This window comes from Magnetococcus marinus MC-1 (assembly GCF_000014865.1).
Lineage (GTDB): Bacteria > Pseudomonadota > Magnetococcia > Magnetococcales > Magnetococcaceae > Magnetococcus > Magnetococcus marinus.
Genome location: NC_008576.1, coordinates 2,414,669 through 2,430,504, shown reverse-complemented (window position 1 = coordinate 2,430,504; position 15,836 = coordinate 2,414,669). Strand labels below are relative to the sequence as shown.

Sequence of the window (15,836 nt, the reverse complement as noted above, 5' to 3'; positions counted from 1 at the left end):
GCCATCTAAAGTGGGGTGCTCAAGGGGGGCTGTGAGGGTGGGGTGAGACATATTTATGGTTCCTTATGTATAACATAAATATCGAGCAGGCGATGCGTAACATGGGCCAATCTAGCACACAAGGTGGATTGGATAAAGCGCGTTTCATATAAAAAGTTTATGATATATGATTTTAATAGAAATATGCAGGGCCGATAGGTCACACTACCTTGAAGCGCTAGAGGCCGGTTTCTAAAAAATTGTTTCACAAAATTGATTTTATGCACTTTTAGGGTGTAATTACAGTAATCTGTACAGAAGGGGCGCTGTACGGCTTCTTAAGAAAGCTGCCCTAGCGGCATGTGACACCCAAAAAAAGCGGATATTGTGGCAAGATCGCTTAGAAACTCCTGCGTCTAAATGATTAGAGATACGATGCCCATTAGCGACGTTTTACCGAACTATACCCGTGTATCAGACTATACCATCCAAGCTTGCTTAGGGCGTGGTCGTTTGGGGGTGACCTACCTGGCCCAGCATGCCAATGGAGACCGCGTGGCATTGCGCGAGTTCATGCCGCGTCACTATGCCCGCCGGGGTGAGGAGGGGCACCTGCAACCCATTCTCGGCAGTGAAACCATTTTGGAGCGCTATCGGCAGGCTTTTTTGGCGCAAAATAACTATTTACAGAATATTCGGCACCCCTCTTTGGCGACCCCCAGGGGCACCTTTATGGTCGATGGGGGGCTTTTTATGCTGCTCCCTTACGTGGAGGGGGAGTCCCTGCAACAGCGTTTTAAACGTCGAGGCCTAACCCCCCGTGAACTGCTCAACTTAACCTGCGATTTGGGCTCTGCTTTAAGAAAAATGCATACCCAGGGAGTTGTGCATTTAGATTTACAACCAGACCACATTTTGTTGGATATTGAGGATGGCGTTCCGGTCTGTATCGGCTTTACCGGTGTGGAGAAGATCAAGGTGGGTGAGCCTAGCCGCACGCTTAATACCCCCGCCGTGGGGTATAGTGCGCCAGAGGTGGCCCTAAATCGCACCCAACACATTGGACCATGCAGCGATATTTACAGCTTGGCGGCCATGCTGTATGAATCGGTGGCCGGTTTTGTACCCTGTGATGCTCGGGTACGCCAACGCTATCAGCGTGAATTTGGCTGGGATGATCCCCTCATCCCCGCAAAAATTGTGGGCGCGGGTAGCTATCCAGAGCCCTTCTTGGCGGCCATTGACGCCGCGCTGACTCTAGAGCCTGCGGCGCGTCCCCAATCTATCCAGGCTTGGTTGGAGGGGGTTCAACATCTCTTTAAACAACGCAATCTTCAGCAATCGCACCACACCCCGCTGCTTACGGTTTTGCGCAGGGGCGACCATGCTTGGCTACATGGAGATAGTGAAGAGTCCCAGCGAGCCTATAGCGAAGCGGCCAGTCATGGTTCTGCCATTGCGTTAAAAGCCTTGGGCTGGATGAAACTAAGCGGGGAACAGGCCGACCCGCTCACAGCTGCCGTGTGGTACCAGCGGGCCGCGACGTTAGGGGATGTGGCGGCCATGTACCAGTTGGGACTGCTCTTTTTACAGGTAGCGCAAGAGCTAGGCGATGGAGGCGAGGAGGGGAAACGGTGGTTCTACCAAGCGGCTAAGCGCCATCATGCCCCCTCCTGGTATCAGCTGGGGCGCATCTATCGGTATGGCGATGGGGGCCAGCAGGATCATAAAAAGGCGCTGCACTGTTTTCAATTGGCGGCTGGCCAGGGCAATGCCGATGCTCAGTTGCATCTGGGTTTAATGGTTCGTGAAGGGCGGGCAAAAAAACTGACCTTGCAAAAAGCGGCGCCCTGGTTTGAGTTAGCGATGATCCAAAATCATCCGCAAGCCCACTATCAAATGGCCCAACTCTACGAGCTAGGGCGAGGGGTGAAAAAGGATCTACATCGAGCCTTTACCCTTTATCAAAAGGCAGCCGATGGGCAAGTCTCTTTGGCTAAGGTCGCGTTGGGGCGTTTTTTTGCCCAAGGTTTAGGGGTGGCGAGCAATATCCGTGCGGCCATAGATTTGTTGGAGAGAGAAGCGGAACAGGGCAGTGGTGAAGCCGCCTATGAATTGGGACTGTTGTATAAAGAGGGGCCAGAAGGGCACTCCGATGGCATGATGGCAGAAGCGTGGTTTTTACGCGGGGCTGAGTTGGGGTTTGCCGCCGCGTGGGATCCGTTAGGGCTGCTGTATGAGCAGGGTTTGAGCATGGATGGCAAGGATATGGCGCGGGCGCTGAGCTACTATCAGCGTGGTGCTGAAGCTGGCGATGGCCCAGCCTGTTTCCATCTAGCGCGGCTTTATGAGCGGGGCAATGGGGTGGAGTTAGATCTTGCCACCGCCATAAGTTATTACGAAAAAGCCCTGGCCGCAGGAGAGAGTCGAGCCCGTCAACCCCTCAAGCAGCTACAGGATCGGGCTGCCGAATTAACCAACTATCGTGCCTACAGCCACCGCCCCCGCGCCCGCCTTAAGCGCGATAGCGAGGCCTAAACAGCCCATGGAAAGTTTGGTCGCCGATATTATAGAAGAGCAATTTGCGGCTGATGTGATCATGGCAACCGGTATGGTGCTGGTGAAATTCTGGGCCCCGTGGTGTGGCAATAGCCGCAAGATGATTCCGGTTTATGCAGCGGTTGCGCAACAATTACAAGGCAAGCTCCGCTGCGTGCGGCTGGATATTGATCATAACCCCACACCATCGCGCCGCTATGGAATACGCGGTGTGCCGGTCTTTATGCTGTTTAGCAACGGGCATATTGTGGATACCCGCACAGGCGTGATGACAGAGGCTGAATGTCTGGTTTGGTTGGCCGGTTTGATGAATGTTTAGCATGGTTGCCTAATAAGAGGGTTGTATGCCTAAAATATGAGCAATCAGACGTTCCGCTGTATCGCGTTATCCCCCTTGAGTCAGGGCCGTTATCCCGCCGATTATTTTTTCTAACCATCAGAAAAACCAATTAATATGCTAGATTCAGGAAATCTATAGCGCCGGGGCTAGGCTTGGCCCCGGCCTTGCCCTTAGGGATAAGCGCTCTTTTGGCATTTCACCCGATGGTGGGGATCATGCTGGATAAATCATTATTAGATCTACTGTGGGTTACGTTATGCATCGGTTTGGTGTTGCTGATGCAGGCTGGTTTTTTATGTCTTGAAAGTGGCCTAACCCGCTCTAAAAACAGCATCAACGTGGCGATGAAAAATCTGGTGGATTTTTCGGTCTCCGTCACGGCCTTTTTGGCCCTTGGTTACCCTTTAATGTTTGGCACTTCTATGGAAGGATGGCTAGGCTGGGGTACCCCCTTTTCCATTGGTTCGGAAGAGCCTTTGCAGATGGTCTTTTTCCTCTTTCAAGCGATGTTTTGCTCAACGTCGGTCACGATTGTCTCGGGGGCGGTTGCGGAGCGCTTGGGGTTTCGTGCCTACCTGTTTTTAGCCGCAGGCATGGCGTTGCTCATTTATCCTATCGTTGGGCATTGGGCCTGGAATGGCCTAGATCGTGGTCTCTCCCTGGGTTGGTTGGGGCAGGCGGGGTTTGTAGATTGGGCGGGTTCTACGGTGGTGCATGCGGTGGGGGGGTGGTTTTCGTTGGCGCTGTTGCTGGTGATTGGGCCGCGTACCGGGCGGTTTAATCCCGATGGTTCGGTCAACCCCATTACGGCATCAAATCTTCCATTGACCACCTTGGGTGCCTTGATTTTATGGTTTGGTTGGATCGGTTTTAATGGCGGTAGTACCCTTAGTTTGGATGCCCGTATTGGGCCGGTGGTGTTGGCGACCTGCCTGGGTGCGGTTGGGGGCAGCATGGGAGCGCTGCTGTGGAGTTGGTGGCGTGAAGGACGGCCCAGTGTGCTTTCTGCCATTAATGGCACCCTCGCTGGGCTGGTTGCGGTAACGGCTGGGGCCCATGCCTTGAGCCCTCTAGCTGCATTAGGTGCGGGCCTGTTGGCGGCTCCTGTGGCGCTGTTGATGGAAAATTGGATGCTCCGCCATGGCATTGATGATGCGGTGGGGGCCGTACCGGTACATTTGGGTGCGGGGGTGTGGGGTACCCTGGCGGTGGCACTGTTGGGGGATTTGCACAAGCTGGGTACCGGACTAAGCCGCCTAGAGCAGCTTTGGGCGCAGTTACAAGGGGTTTTGGCTGCGGCGCTGGTGGCGTTTGTCATTCCTTGGTTGGTATTGCGCGTGATTAATCGGCGTTTTCCCATGCGGGTAACGCCGGAGCAAGAGTGGCAGGGGCTCAACATCTCAGAGCACGGCACGCAGACGGAGTTATCCAGTTTTCTAGGGGTACTGCGGGCGCAAGCCGAGGGGGGGGATCTGAGTCTGCGGGCTGAGGTTGATCCCTTTAGCGAGGTTGGTTTGATTGCCGACCGTTATAACCATGTGATGGATGCCATGGAAGCGGCGGTTGCTAAGACACGTGCGGTCTTTCAAACCGCCGGAGACGCCATTTTAATCATCGACCCTCACAGTGGCCAAATTACCGCGCACAATCCAATGGCCGAAGCGGTGTTTGGGCGTAGCAGTGCGGCCTTTGCCCATCTTACCCTAAGCGATTTAGTGGTTGGGGTTACGCCCCAGCGTTTTTGGCTGGGCCTGCATGAGGAGGGGGAAGGGCGGCTGCCCGATGGTCACACCTTTCCACTGGAGCTCGCCATTACCCGCGCTTCGCATGGGGACGGTGAGATGCTGATTGGCACTTTCCGTGATATTCGCGCACGCAAACAGGCCGAGTTAGCCATTAAAGCCAGTGAGGCGCGGTTTCGCACCCTGTTTGCCAGTGCGGCACTGGGTATGGCCTTAATTGATGCCAAACAACGGGTGGTGGATGCCAATCCCGCATTGATGCAAATGTTGGAACTCTCCCACCATCGCGATGCCCTGCCACCCTTAGCCCAACTGGCCCATCCGCAGGATCAACAAGAAGTGGCGGCACGCTTGGACGCTGTGATAGAGGGGCGCTCGCCGCAAGAAAATTGCGAAGTGCGCTGCCTGTGCGAGGCACGCCATTTGACCATTTGGACCCGCATGGTGATCTCCCCTATTGTGTTGGAGAGCAACCTAACGCCCATGGTGGTGGTTATTGTTGAGGATGTCACCCAACGCCGCCGCAGTGAGGAGGCGTTGCGTTTGGCGGCAACGGTTTACGAAAGCACCAACGAGTCGGTGGTGATTTTTAATGGTGAGGGGCGGGTAGAGCAGGTCAATCAAGCCTTTTGTCGCTTGTCGGGTTATACCGCTCGCGAAGTGCGGGGGTTAGAGTTACGCCATCTTCTCTCCGCCCGCTATGAAAAGAGCCAGTTTGATGAGATGGCCCAAGCTTTGGCCTTAACCGGTCACTGGAGTGGCGAGGTCATGGGCCAGCGCAAGCAGGGGGCGTTGGCCTCTGAGCGGCTTTCGCTGTCACTGGTGCGGCGCCCCGATGGTAGCACTCAGAACACCATTGCGGTTTTTACCGATTTAACCGAACAAAAAGCCCAGGAGGAGCTGATTTGGCGGCAGGCCAACTTTGATCCCCTTACCAGCTTGCCCAACCGTCGGCTGTTTCAAGATCGCTTGCATCAAGCACTGGCCCAGGCGGACCGTTCTGCGGGTCGGGTCGCGCTGTTTTTTTTGGATCTGGACCGGTTTAAGCCCATTAATGACACCATGGGCCACCAAGCAGGGGATGAGCTGCTGCAAAAATGCGCCGAGCGGATTAATGCAGCTGTGCGTAGCAGCGATACGGTGGCCCGTTTGGGGGGGGATGAGTTTACGGTGATCCTACCCAACATTCAAAATGGTCAGGATCTTTCGCGCATTGCCGAGGGGATTATAAAAACCCTAACGGAGCCCTTTTATCTGAAGGCGGGCGAGGCCAACATCTCGACCAGTGTTGGGGTGGCGGTCTATCCTGACGATAGCCAAGATGATGAGGGATTGATGCGTGCCGCCGATGCCGCCCTTTATCAAGCCAAAGATCATGGTCGTAACAATGTGCAGTTTTTTACCGAATCCCTAAATCAACAGATTTTAGAGCGTATCGCCCTAGAAAAGGGGCTGCGACGCGGCTTAGGGGCGGGTGAGCTGTTTCTTGTTTACCAACCGCAGGTGGAGGTTAGCAGCGGTCGCCTCTCCGGGGCCGAAGCGCTGGTGCGCTGGCGTTTGCCCACCGGTGAAGTGGTGATGCCAGACCGTTTTATCCCCATGGCCGAAGAGAGCGGGCTGATTGTACAGGTGGGTGAAGTGGTGGTTTCGTTGGCGGTGCAGCAGATCCGGGCGTGGTTAGATGCCGGTTTTGAGCCGCCTCGTATTAGTATTAATGCCTCGCCCAAGCAGTTTCACCTGGATGGTGGTGGTTTAACTTCGATATTGATGTCCACATGTGATGCTTATCAAATTTCACCCTCTCGCTTGGCGGTGGAGATCGTTGAAAGTGGTTTAATGGCGAACCCTGAGCGTTCAGGTGAGATTTTAGCCGGTTTGGCCAAATTGGGGGTGGAGGTGGAGCTCGACGATTTTGGTACTGGCTACTCATCGTTAGCGCGGCTAAGCCGCTTACAAATTCAAGCCTTAAAACTGGATCGCCGTTTTTTGGTGGGCATTCCAGAAGATCCCCAAAACCGAATCTTGGTAACAGCCATGGTACAGATGGCTCGGGGTATGGGCATTGAGGTGATTGCCGAAGGGGTGGAAGATCTGCGGCAGATGGGCTTTTTACAAGACCTGGGGTGCCATCGTGCCCAAGGGTTTGGCATTGCTCGACCGATGGAGCCCGAGGCTTTTGTGGTGTTCTGTCAAACACCAAAGCTGGAACACCCCCCGTATGGTAACTGCATCGTCGGGTGGGCGGCACCTGAACCGGTGCGCACCTAGGCAACATGGGCATAAAACAGGGTCGTGTTAGAGGGGGGGCACACAAACCAAAAAAACGGTTGAGAGCGGTTGAAGCGCATAAATGATCACGCGCGGCGCGGTCCTCTGTCGGTTTGGGCTGAACAAACGCTTTTTCCTATGAGTAGGCCGTACGGGCCGTGGGTTTATGCACACCATGAGGCTTCATCTGAACGGTCTCTTAATAGAGATTATTGCGTAGGTCAGGACTTTTACAGAAGTCCTTTTTCAGCGGCAATGAGTTCCCGTTGTTTGCGTAAAATATGGGCCATGACGGCATCCTCCATTCCAGGAGGTTGAAGCAGCAGCATGGAGGCCACGCGGTAGTTCATGGATGGGTCTGGCCCTTGGATCATGACCAGTTTGGCAAATGCCCGCCAGGTTTTTATATGCTTGCCATCGTCGGAAAGATCAATGTGCAGCTCGGCAAAACTGCCCTTGGCCAAGTTTTTTTTGTGGGTGCGGTAGGCGATGCCAGTGGCACTAATATTAACCGGGTAGAGCAAGCGCTCCGCATTGGGATCCTCGCCCCCTTCGGGAAAATCAGCATCGCTCAGATTAATGCGATTCATATTTTCTGACAGATAGTGAACACTGGTCGCTACTTTATTCTCTTTCAGCTCCAGTTTCTCGCGCACCTGGGCGATTCTTTTTTCCACTTCCAGCAGGTTATCCAGCATTTTTTTATGGCCATCGCCATCGCCACCAATAAACGCTTGATCCCGCTTGATCATAAATTCCAGCTTGCGCTTGAGCAGGCCAAGAATTTCATTAATCCGGTTGCTATTAAAGGTAGTGGCATGCAACTCAGCCACCTCCAGCACCTGTTTGAGCACTTCTAGGGTAAAATCCAACTCCTGAGGATGGTTGCTCCTGAGATAAATAAGTTTTATCTGCTGGAAAAGCCATGCTAACGGACTATGGGCTTTGGGGTTGGAGGCGCGAAAGCGAACGTGCACCTCTTCCCACAGTTTGACACAGCCATCAAACCGTTGATCGTGGCGCAGAGGCGGGAAATTACGGTTATTGGCTTTATAGTAGCGCTCGATCTGGTTAAATTCCCCTTCCCGGATCACGCGCCAGCGGAACAGAACATCATCATTAACCCGATAGGCTTGCCGTTTTTGCCGCTCCTGCTCGGCAAGCTGTGCAGGGGTGGGGGCGGGTTCAGGTTGGGGGCTAGGCTCGGGCTGTTGTTCGGGCTCGGGCAGCGGGGCATCTTTTTCAGGAAAGGTGCTGGTGGCATAGCAGCAGACGATTTCGTAGCGCTTTTCATCTTGCGTATCGGGGGTAATTTGCACCACCTCAAAATAGCCCCGCGAAGAAAAGGGTGGTGTGACGGAGATGGCAAACTGGATCTCAATGTAGTCACCAATCTCGATACGCGGCGAGATTTCTTTAAAAATCATGCCTTCACCGGTGATAAAGGCACTATCTGCCAAACGGTGGACCACCGTTTGTGGCGGTGGCGGCGAGGCCCCCTGCAACAGTAGGTTAAGTTTGTGGTCCAGGGCGGTAAAGAGGTTGTTGCGTAGGGAACCGTCTGTCGGTAGGGGGGATACCTCATCTTCAGCAAGCAGTTTACGGATATCCCGCGAGACACCAAAGCGGGTAAAGCGCAGCCGTCCATCGTCCCGGAAAACCCGCATACGGGCGGCCATTTCGCGCCGGGTTAGGCGTTTCCACCAAAAGGGAGTGCCCATGGGGATCTCATAGGCAATACGGTGGCCCTTGACCCGTTCTGCGGCGGCATCCAGTTGTTGTGCGCGATTAGACATAGCTTGTCTCTACTGCATTACCGAAGGGGTCGATCAGGAACGTCTACCTTTTTTGGTGCGTAACAGTTCGTTTTGACGTCGGAAAATATGTTGGATAATCTGTTCCCGGTCATGGGGTAGCACCGGGTCAAACTTAACCGCCACACGGGTCATACCATCGCGATCATTGGGTATAACCACAATAACCCGGGCATAGCACTCCACCACAAACAGGGCATCTTCAGAGAGGGCCAGCCGCATTTGGATAATGGTACCGCTCTCCAACGACGGGTCTTGCTCCCAAAAAGCCAGCCCTCCACCGCTTAGGTTAACCGGGGTAAGGGCCATGGGTAGGTCGTTATCTTGGGGATGAAACAGTTTGAGCAGGAGATTAAGTTTTTGGTCTAGCCGCCCTAAAATATGGGATAAATTGGGATCAGTACGTTGCAGATCTTGCAACATATCCCGAATATCCAAAGACTTAAGGCTTTGGTTAAGGCCACCCTGGGTTGGGGGGAAGATGCGGTGATTTTCATAATATTCGGCAATTTTTGCGTAGGCTTCCGGTTCCACCGATTGCCAAGCAAGGGGGAGTAGATCATCAATACGCACAAATTCGCGTTGTGATTGTGAAATTTTTTCCGCCATGGAATCGGGAACTCCGCTGCTCGAAACTTCTTCATCTAGGAGGCAAAGAATACCCTATCCAAGCCACACTGCCAAGCAATCGCGTTCAATCCTATGGCTATTATCTTTGAGCGGCATGCCATAAAAAAAGGTCGCACCCAATTTATGTGCGACCTTTCTCTCTATGCTTGTCTGCGAACCTTCAGGGGGAGGCGGGTTTTTCAGATCCTTGCAAGGTTTTGTCGTCCACATATTCTTCCATGACACTGGGTACGGTCTCCCGCGAGATTAAAATCTCGATACGGCGATTTTTAGAGCGCCCATCGGCGGTGTCATTGGACTCTTTGGGCGCAAATTCACCTTTAGCACGCACCTCTAAGCGCACAGGGTCCACGCCTCCTTGAGTGCTCATATAACCCACTACCGCAGCGGCCTGTGCAGCAGACAGCGCCCAATTGGTGGGGAGCATGCCGCCGGGCGGGGGGGTTGTGTCGGTGTGGGCGATAATGCGAATTTTATTGTTCTTGGTGTCAGGGTGGGTTGTTAAAATGTTGCAGATCTCCGTCAATTTAGCCTGAAACGTATCTGACAATTGCAGGGTACCGGGCACAAAGGTGGTATCGGAATCAATCTGCATGACAAAGCCATCTTGGTCGGTATACATCTCTGCTTCGCCGTTATCCACCATGGGACCCAACACATTTTCAACCTTTTCACGCAGCTGCACTAGCACCATTTCGCTGGCAAACTCTGGCGCGATAATGGTGTTGCCCGTGGGGATCGCATTGATCTGTTCGATACGTTGCACACCAAAGGCATCCTTCATGGAGCCTGAGACTTTCTCAAACTTCACGATGTCCAGCTGCGCAAACGAGAGCAATAGCACGAAGAAGGTCAGCAGCAGGGACATGAGATCCCCGAAGGTCACCATCCAACCTGGTGCGCCCTTTTTACATGGTGGACATTTCTTACCCATCCCTTGTGGCCTCCTTGACCTTGAATCTTATCCAGATCGCCTTAACAAGGATCAATCGGCATCACGTTGGCTGGGGGGCAGGGCGGCTTTAAGGGCTTCCTGCAACATGCGGGGGTTTACCCCTTTTTGGATGCCGATCATGCCGTCAATAATGATCTCCCGCACCACTTGCTCTTCTTGGCTGTACATGGTCAGCTTAACCGCCAAGGGAATGGCAATCACGTTGGCAAAGATCGATCCGTACAGGGTGGTCAACAAGGCCACCGCCATCGCCGGACCAATGGAGGAAGGATCATCCATGGTGGCGAGCATCTGCACCAGACCAATCAAGGTCCCGATCATGCCGAACGCAGGTGCGGTTTCACCGATACCTTCCCAGATCGCAACACCTTTGCCGTGGCGACTGGCGAGATACTCCAGATCCTTGCGCAGCACGCTCTCCAAAAACTCGGGGTCCGCACCATCCACGCAGTGGTTGACCGCACCTTGCAAGAAGGCATCTTCTGATTTGACCTTTTCCAGGGCCAAGATGCCATCTTTACGCGCAATGTTGGCCATGTCGATCAGTTGGCCGATGGTATGCTCAGGATTTTGAGGTTTGACCAGGAAGGCTTTCATGGCAACGCCCACCGAGCCAAACACGTCGCTCATCTTATGCTTAATAAACATGGCGGCGACGGTACCGCCAAGCACGATAAGAAGACTCGGTACGTTAATGAACATCCCCAAGTCACCACCGAGCATGATGGCCATGAGAATCAGGGCAAACCCCATGACAATGCCGATGACTGTTGCCAGATCCATAATGGTATCCCTTTCACCCTCCAGACGGTGTGAGCGCCGGAACGTTGACAAAAAACGGTTGTGCGCCGATTAATAAGCGAATAGCGTGCCAAAATTCAAGAAAAAGTTGTATCCGCAGTAACTTGTTCTTGCATCGCGGCATTTGCGCACATTTTAGGATCTCTTAACCGCACTGCCACAAGCAGCACCCACGATTGCGCAGAGCTTCCTCCCTATAAGATCGGTTAGATCTGGAAAAGCTTTGCAATTTTTTCTTGATCAGGCGCTTTTGCCACCCCTTTTTCACAGATAAAGGCGGTGATCAACTCGGCTGGGGTCACGTCAAAAGCAGGGTTACGCACCTTAACGCCGTCTGCCGCACTTCTTATGCCCATGCAATGGGTTACTTCATTGGCGCTGCGCTCTTCAATGGGGATCTCCCGCCCGGTTGGGCAGCGTAGATCCACCGTAGAGAGGGGGGCTGCAACAAAAAAGGGAATATCATGCCGCCTAGCCAGTACCGCCAGGGTATAGGTGCCGATTTTGTTGGCCACATCGCCATTGGCCGCTACCCGGTCCGACCCCACCACAACGGCGTCCACTTCGCCATTGGCCATCAACCAGCCCGCCATATTATCGGTAATCAGGGTGGTGTCAATATGGTCTTGTAACAGCTCCCATGCGGTCAAACGGGCGCCTTGCAAGTAGGGGCGGGTTTCGTTGGCGATGACACGTAGATTGCCCTGTTGGGCGGTATGCGCAGCACGTATAACACCCAGAGCAGTGCCATAGCCTGCGGTAGCCAAGGCACCGGCATTGCAGTGGGTCATAATGACGGTTGGGCGTTGGCTGTTGGTGGGCAGCAGGGCCGCACCATGGGCACCCATGGCCCGACAGGAGGCAATATCCTCTTCCCGAATGGCGTGGGCCTCTTGCAGCAGGCGTTGGGGAACCTCATGGGGGGGGGTGGTCTCCAGTAAGGGGGCCATGCGTTCCAGTGCCCAGGTTAGGTTAACGGCGGTGGGGCGGCTTTGCCGTAATGTCGCCATACCTTCGGCCATGGCCGTGGGCCAATGGCTGGGGATGCCCTGTTTGGCCAATCTTTTGGCCTCGACCGCGACACCGTAGGCGCAGGCACAGCCGATGGCCGGGGCGCCACGGACCACCATATCGCGAATACCATCGGCCATTTCAGCGGCGCTGCGATAGTAGAGGTTGACCACTTCGTTGGGCAGACGGCGCTGGTCAAGCATGCGCGCGCAATGCTCCGCTTCATCCCAAACTGCGACATCAAAGATACTCATGGTCAAGCTCCTTCAAGATCCAACGGGCAGGTGTGGTGGTTAAGGGGTTATCGTGTTTCCCAGCGGGTAGGCGCGGGGATGTGACACTCAAGCAGAGGTCACAAAGTACTCTGCACATGGCTTTGGGTCAATTCATGGTGTGTTGGGCGCGCATGACCACCCAATCACCGTAAATATGGATCGGCTCCTGCACCATGAGCTGGTGTTGTTGGCAGGCCATGCGAATGGTTTGGGCTTGTTCGCCTGCAAGAATGCCTGACAGCAGCAGAGTGCCTTTTGGCTGCAAACACCCTTTCAAACCCTGCTTGAGCATGGCTTGAATGACCGGGGCAAGAATATTAGCGGTGATCAGTTGCGCGGTGACATCTTGGGGCACGGTATCGCAGAGGCGCACCTCCAAACCCGATACGATGCCATTGAGCCGGCCATTTTCTTGGGCGGTTGCCACTGCGATGGGGTCATTATCGGTGGCGATAACGTGGGGGATGCCCAGTTTGCGGGCGGCGATGGCAAGAATGCCCGAGCCGGTGCCTAGATCTAGCATGCTTACTGGGGTCTGCTGTAGAGAGAGCCTGTCGAGCTGTTCCAGGCAGCCGAAGGTGGTTTCGTGGCCACCGGTACCGAAGGCTTGCTGGGGGTCGATACGCAGCACGATACGCTGGTTATGGGCAGGCTCTTCTAGCCAGGAGGGCAGGATAAGCAGCCGTTGCCCTACTTCGATGGGGTGAAAATTCTCCTTCCAGGCATTTTGCCAATCTTGCTCCTGTTGCTCTTGCCACAGCAGGGTGGGCATGGATTGAATGCCTAGGGATTGCAGCAGCAGTTGTAGGGGGATCTCTAGTAGGGTCGCAGGGGGTTTTTCGTCAAAAAAGCCGTGGATAAGGCAGCGTTCAAAGTGTCCGCCTTGGTCGAAGACAGGGGCTTGGCCGATATCTTCGATGGAGGCTCCCATACTTCCTATATCCATGAGCCATTGGGAAATATGTTCGCTAACGGTGGCGGGGATTTCAAAAGAAAGTGTCCACATGGTGAATTTCCTTATTGACTTGAACGGGGAGCCGCATTATAACCTTATCCACCTTAAGGGACACGGCCTAAAGGTTAAAAAATGTGATACGCCCAGGTAGCTCAGTCGGTAGAGCAGTGGACTGAAAATCCACGTGTCGTTGGTTCGATTCCGACCCTGGGCACCACTTATATTAAAAAAATAGCCACCTTAACGGGTGGCTATTTTTTTGTCAAAACCGCTCCCCCCCCACGATCCTCACACAGCCCAGTTATGAAGAGACCGCCACCGAACCCCACGATGGGTTGCGCACGATCTGGCAAGCGAGAAAAAAGTTAAAGCACGGCTAATAGGCCTACAAAAAAACAAAGGCCCGGTCTAAATGACCGGGCCTTTTAGGCTAAAAATCCTTTATATTCAGGTGGTGCCCGCACCCAGAGTCGAACTGGGACGACCAAAAGGTCGAGAGATTTTAAGTCTCTTGTGTCTACCGATTTCACCATGCGGGCTCGCGTGCCCCCTATACTCCATATCATGCTGCCCTAGGTCAAGTCGCAAAGTGAAGTTTATGGCGTTTGACTCGACAAAAACATACAAACCCCCTAAGATGAGAATCCCATTCGGTCGCTGTTTTTGTCGTGAGGATTGCACAAATGGAAAATGGTAAAACGCGTTATGGCAAAAATACCCGTGCCCTGCACGCTGGCCTGCACGCCAGTGACGCACGGGAAAACAGTTTGGCCATGCATGTGACCTCCAGCTTTTTCTTCAATAGCGCCGGTCAAGCCGCCGCTGTGTTTGGAGATGAAGAGGAGGGCAATATTTATAGCCGTTTTAGCAACCCCACGGTAGAGGCTTTTGAACAGCGCCTAGCCGAGTTGGAAGAGGGCGAAGCGTGTGTTGCCACCGCCTCGGGCATGGCGGCCATTTTTGGGGTGTTCATGCAGCTTTTGCAGCAGGGGGATCATCTTATCCTTAGCCGTTCGGTGTTTGGCTCGACCATCAACGTGGCCAAAAACTATCTGACCAAATTTGGTATCCAGATAGATTTTGTGGGGCTGGCCGACATGGATGGGTGGCGCCGTGCCATCCGGCCAAACACCAAAATGTTCTATCTGGAAAGCCCCGCCAACCCCACCTTAGAGATGGCAGATTTGGCCGCCCTCGGGCAGTTGGCCAAGGAGCATGGCATTAAAATGGTGGTAGATAATGTCTTTTGCACGCCCATTTTGCAAAACCCCTTAAACTTGGGGGCCCATTTGGTGGTCCATTCCGCGACCAAATATCTGGATGGTCAGGGGCGTGTGCTCGGGGGGGGGATCGTCGGCGATGTGGAGCTGATTGAAGGTCCCATGCGTACCTATATGCGCAATGCCGGCCCGGCACTTTCGCCCTTTAACGCTTGGGTGCTGTACAAAGGATTAGAGACCCTGGGGCTTCGGGTCGAGCGTCACTGTGCCAATGCGATGCAGGTGGCCCAAGCGCTGTTTGAACGGGCGGATACCACCCATAAGGTGCGCTATCCAGGGTTAGAGAGCCACCCTCAACATGGGCTGGCCTGCCAGCAGATGCGCGGTTTTGGCGGCGTGCTCTGTTTGGATTTGGAGGATCGGGCGCGCGCTTACGCCTTTATGGATCGGCTGCAACTGGCGACCATTACGGCCAATTTGGGTGACAGTAAAACCTTGGTTACCCACCCCGCCTCCACCACCCACGCGCGGGTTCCACAAAAAGAGCGCATTGAGGCTGGCATTGGGGAGGGCTTGGTGCGTTTTTCCATCGGCCTAGAAGATGCCCAGGATATTGTTGATGACCTGATGCAAGCTCTGCCGAGTGTGGCGTAGCAGCCAAGGGGCCGGGTGTTGCGTTGAGCCTGCTTGTCGCAAAGCTTGGCAGCCCCTTGTCTGTTGAGCGGCGTGGTATGGGCTTAAGCTTCGCGGATGTGGATAGGGATCTGTTTGCCGGATAAAGGCTCCCCCTTGGCTAGGTGGGCCAGATAGTGCTTAACCGCCGTTTCTAGGTCACTCTCTTCGGTGATGACACAATCAATGCCTTTGCTGGTCAAACGTTGGCGCACGCCACCGCCCATTCCGCCCGTGATGAACACCTGTATGTTATCTAAGGGGTGAGGCTCGTGGGGCGAGCTGTTGTGAAAAGCCTGCTCCATAGGCAGTTCCAGCAGTGTGCGACCCTCAATGGCATTTTCTTTAATCTCATAAATCCAAAATTTACGGCACTTACCCGCATGGCCGGTGACGCTGTGTTTGTTCTGGCTGGTGACAGCAATTTTCATAACGGCTCCTGGCTGGTTTTTGGGTTTTTGAGTAAAAATCCATCATGCCGTTAAGACATGCCACACCGGATCAGGTTCAATGAAACGGTTTATTATTCCCCTTGCCTATCTTCATCGTAGGGTGGTGGGGCAGGCAGCCGTGGCCCCATTGTTATGATTTTTTGAAATGGACCAATAATCTGTT

At 53.9% G+C, this 15,836-nt stretch carries 11 protein-coding genes and 2 tRNA genes; 5 read left to right on the top strand and 8 right to left on the bottom strand.

What is annotated here, in order from left to right; genetic code table 11:
• Window positions 1-414: 414 nt before the first annotated feature.
• The 3 genes from MMC1_RS09995 (at window position 415) to amt (ending at window position 6,888) form a co-directional block, all read left to right on the top strand.
• Window positions 415-2,517 carry a Sel1-like repeat-containing protein kinase family protein gene (locus tag MMC1_RS09995; RefSeq protein ID WP_041641136.1) on the top strand — a complete coding sequence of 701 codons (2,103 nt, stop codon included), beginning with the start codon at window positions 415-417 and terminating at the stop codon, window positions 2,515-2,517.
• A gap of 7 nt (window positions 2,518-2,524) precedes the next feature.
• Complete coding sequence (locus tag MMC1_RS09990) at window positions 2,525-2,857, top strand: thioredoxin family protein (protein WP_011713602.1); 333 nt, start codon at window positions 2,525-2,527, stop codon at window positions 2,855-2,857.
• Between the two features lie 236 nt (window positions 2,858-3,093).
• Window positions 3,094-6,888, top strand: coding sequence for an ammonium transporter (amt, locus tag MMC1_RS09985; protein ID WP_011713601.1), 3,795 nt, complete (start codon window positions 3,094-3,096; stop codon window positions 6,886-6,888).
• A 230-nt stretch (window positions 6,889-7,118) separates the two neighbouring features.
• On the opposite strand, the gene MMC1_RS09980 is transcribed toward amt, so the two are convergent.
• From MMC1_RS09980 to prmA, 6 genes are all read right to left on the bottom strand, one after another.
• Complete coding sequence (locus MMC1_RS09980; protein ID WP_011713600.1) at window positions 7,119-8,684, bottom strand: hypothetical protein; 1,566 nt, start codon at window positions 8,682-8,684, stop codon at window positions 7,119-7,121.
• A 33-nt stretch (window positions 8,685-8,717) separates the two neighbouring features.
• Window positions 8,718-9,311, bottom strand: coding sequence for a PilZ domain-containing protein (locus tag MMC1_RS09975; RefSeq protein WP_011713599.1), 594 nt, complete (start codon window positions 9,309-9,311; stop codon window positions 8,718-8,720).
• A gap of 181 nt (window positions 9,312-9,492) precedes the next feature.
• Window positions 9,493-10,266 carry an OmpA family protein gene (locus MMC1_RS09970; protein WP_011713598.1) on the bottom strand — a complete coding sequence of 258 codons (774 nt, stop codon included), beginning with the start codon at window positions 10,264-10,266 and terminating at the stop codon, window positions 9,493-9,495.
• Window positions 10,267-10,317: 51 nt separating this feature from the next.
• The gene (locus tag MMC1_RS09965) at window positions 10,318-11,070 is read right to left on the bottom strand and encodes a motility protein A (RefSeq protein ID WP_011713597.1); all 753 of its coding nucleotides are present in this window, start codon (window positions 11,068-11,070) and stop codon (window positions 10,318-10,320) included.
• 224 nt (window positions 11,071-11,294) lie between these two features.
• Window positions 11,295-12,353, bottom strand: coding sequence for an S-methyl-5-thioribose-1-phosphate isomerase (mtnA, locus tag MMC1_RS09960; RefSeq protein ID WP_011713596.1), 1,059 nt, complete (start codon window positions 12,351-12,353; stop codon window positions 11,295-11,297).
• A gap of 127 nt (window positions 12,354-12,480) precedes the next feature.
• Entirely contained in the window at window positions 12,481-13,380 is a 900-nt protein-coding gene (gene prmA / locus MMC1_RS09955) for a 50S ribosomal protein L11 methyltransferase (RefSeq protein ID WP_011713595.1), read from the bottom strand.
• Window positions 13,381-13,470: 90 nt separating this feature from the next.
• Here prmA and MMC1_RS09950 point away from each other — a divergent pair.
• Window positions 13,471-13,546 (top strand) — tRNA-Phe (locus MMC1_RS09950).
• Between the two features lie 235 nt (window positions 13,547-13,781).
• Here MMC1_RS09950 and MMC1_RS09945 read toward each other — a convergent pair.
• A tRNA-Leu gene (locus MMC1_RS09945) sits at window positions 13,782-13,868 on the bottom strand.
• Window positions 13,869-14,012: 144 nt separating this feature from the next.
• Here MMC1_RS09945 and MMC1_RS09940 point away from each other — a divergent pair.
• Window positions 14,013-15,203, top strand: coding sequence for an O-succinylhomoserine sulfhydrylase (locus MMC1_RS09940; protein WP_011713594.1), 1,191 nt, complete (start codon window positions 14,013-14,015; stop codon window positions 15,201-15,203).
• Window positions 15,204-15,286: 83 nt separating this feature from the next.
• Here the strand turns inward: MMC1_RS09940 and MMC1_RS09935 are convergent, their stop codons facing one another.
• Complete coding sequence (locus MMC1_RS09935; protein ID WP_011713593.1) at window positions 15,287-15,652, bottom strand: NifB/NifX family molybdenum-iron cluster-binding protein; 366 nt, start codon at window positions 15,650-15,652, stop codon at window positions 15,287-15,289.
• Between the last annotated feature and the right edge of the window lie 184 nt (window positions 15,653-15,836).

Excerpts from the sequence above, each read along its gene's own strand:
- MMC1_RS09995 (WP_041641136.1), top strand. The coding sequence starts at position 415 with ATGCCCATTAGCGACGTTTTACCGAACTATACCCGTGTATCAGACTAT.
- MMC1_RS09990 (WP_011713602.1), top strand. The coding sequence starts at position 2,525 with ATGGAAAGTTTGGTCGCCGATATTATAGAAGAGCAATTTGCGGCTGAT.
- amt (WP_011713601.1), top strand. The coding sequence starts at position 3,094 with ATGCTGGATAAATCATTATTAGATCTACTGTGGGTTACGTTATGCATC.
- MMC1_RS09980 (WP_011713600.1), bottom strand. The coding sequence starts at position 8,684 with ATGTCTAATCGCGCACAACAACTGGATGCCGCCGCAGAACGGGTCAAG.
- MMC1_RS09975 (WP_011713599.1), bottom strand. The coding sequence starts at position 9,311 with ATGGCGGAAAAAATTTCACAATCACAACGCGAATTTGTGCGTATTGAT.
- MMC1_RS09970 (WP_011713598.1), bottom strand. The coding sequence starts at position 10,266 with ATGGGTAAGAAATGTCCACCATGTAAAAAGGGCGCACCAGGTTGGATG.
- MMC1_RS09965 (WP_011713597.1), bottom strand. The coding sequence starts at position 11,070 with ATGGATCTGGCAACAGTCATCGGCATTGTCATGGGGTTTGCCCTGATT.
- mtnA (WP_011713596.1), bottom strand. The coding sequence starts at position 12,353 with ATGAGTATCTTTGATGTCGCAGTTTGGGATGAAGCGGAGCATTGCGCG.
- prmA (WP_011713595.1), bottom strand. The coding sequence starts at position 13,380 with ATGTGGACACTTTCTTTTGAAATCCCCGCCACCGTTAGCGAACATATT.
- MMC1_RS09940 (WP_011713594.1), top strand. The coding sequence starts at position 14,013 with ATGGAAAATGGTAAAACGCGTTATGGCAAAAATACCCGTGCCCTGCAC.
- MMC1_RS09935 (WP_011713593.1), bottom strand. The coding sequence starts at position 15,652 with ATGAAAATTGCTGTCACCAGCCAGAACAAACACAGCGTCACCGGCCAT.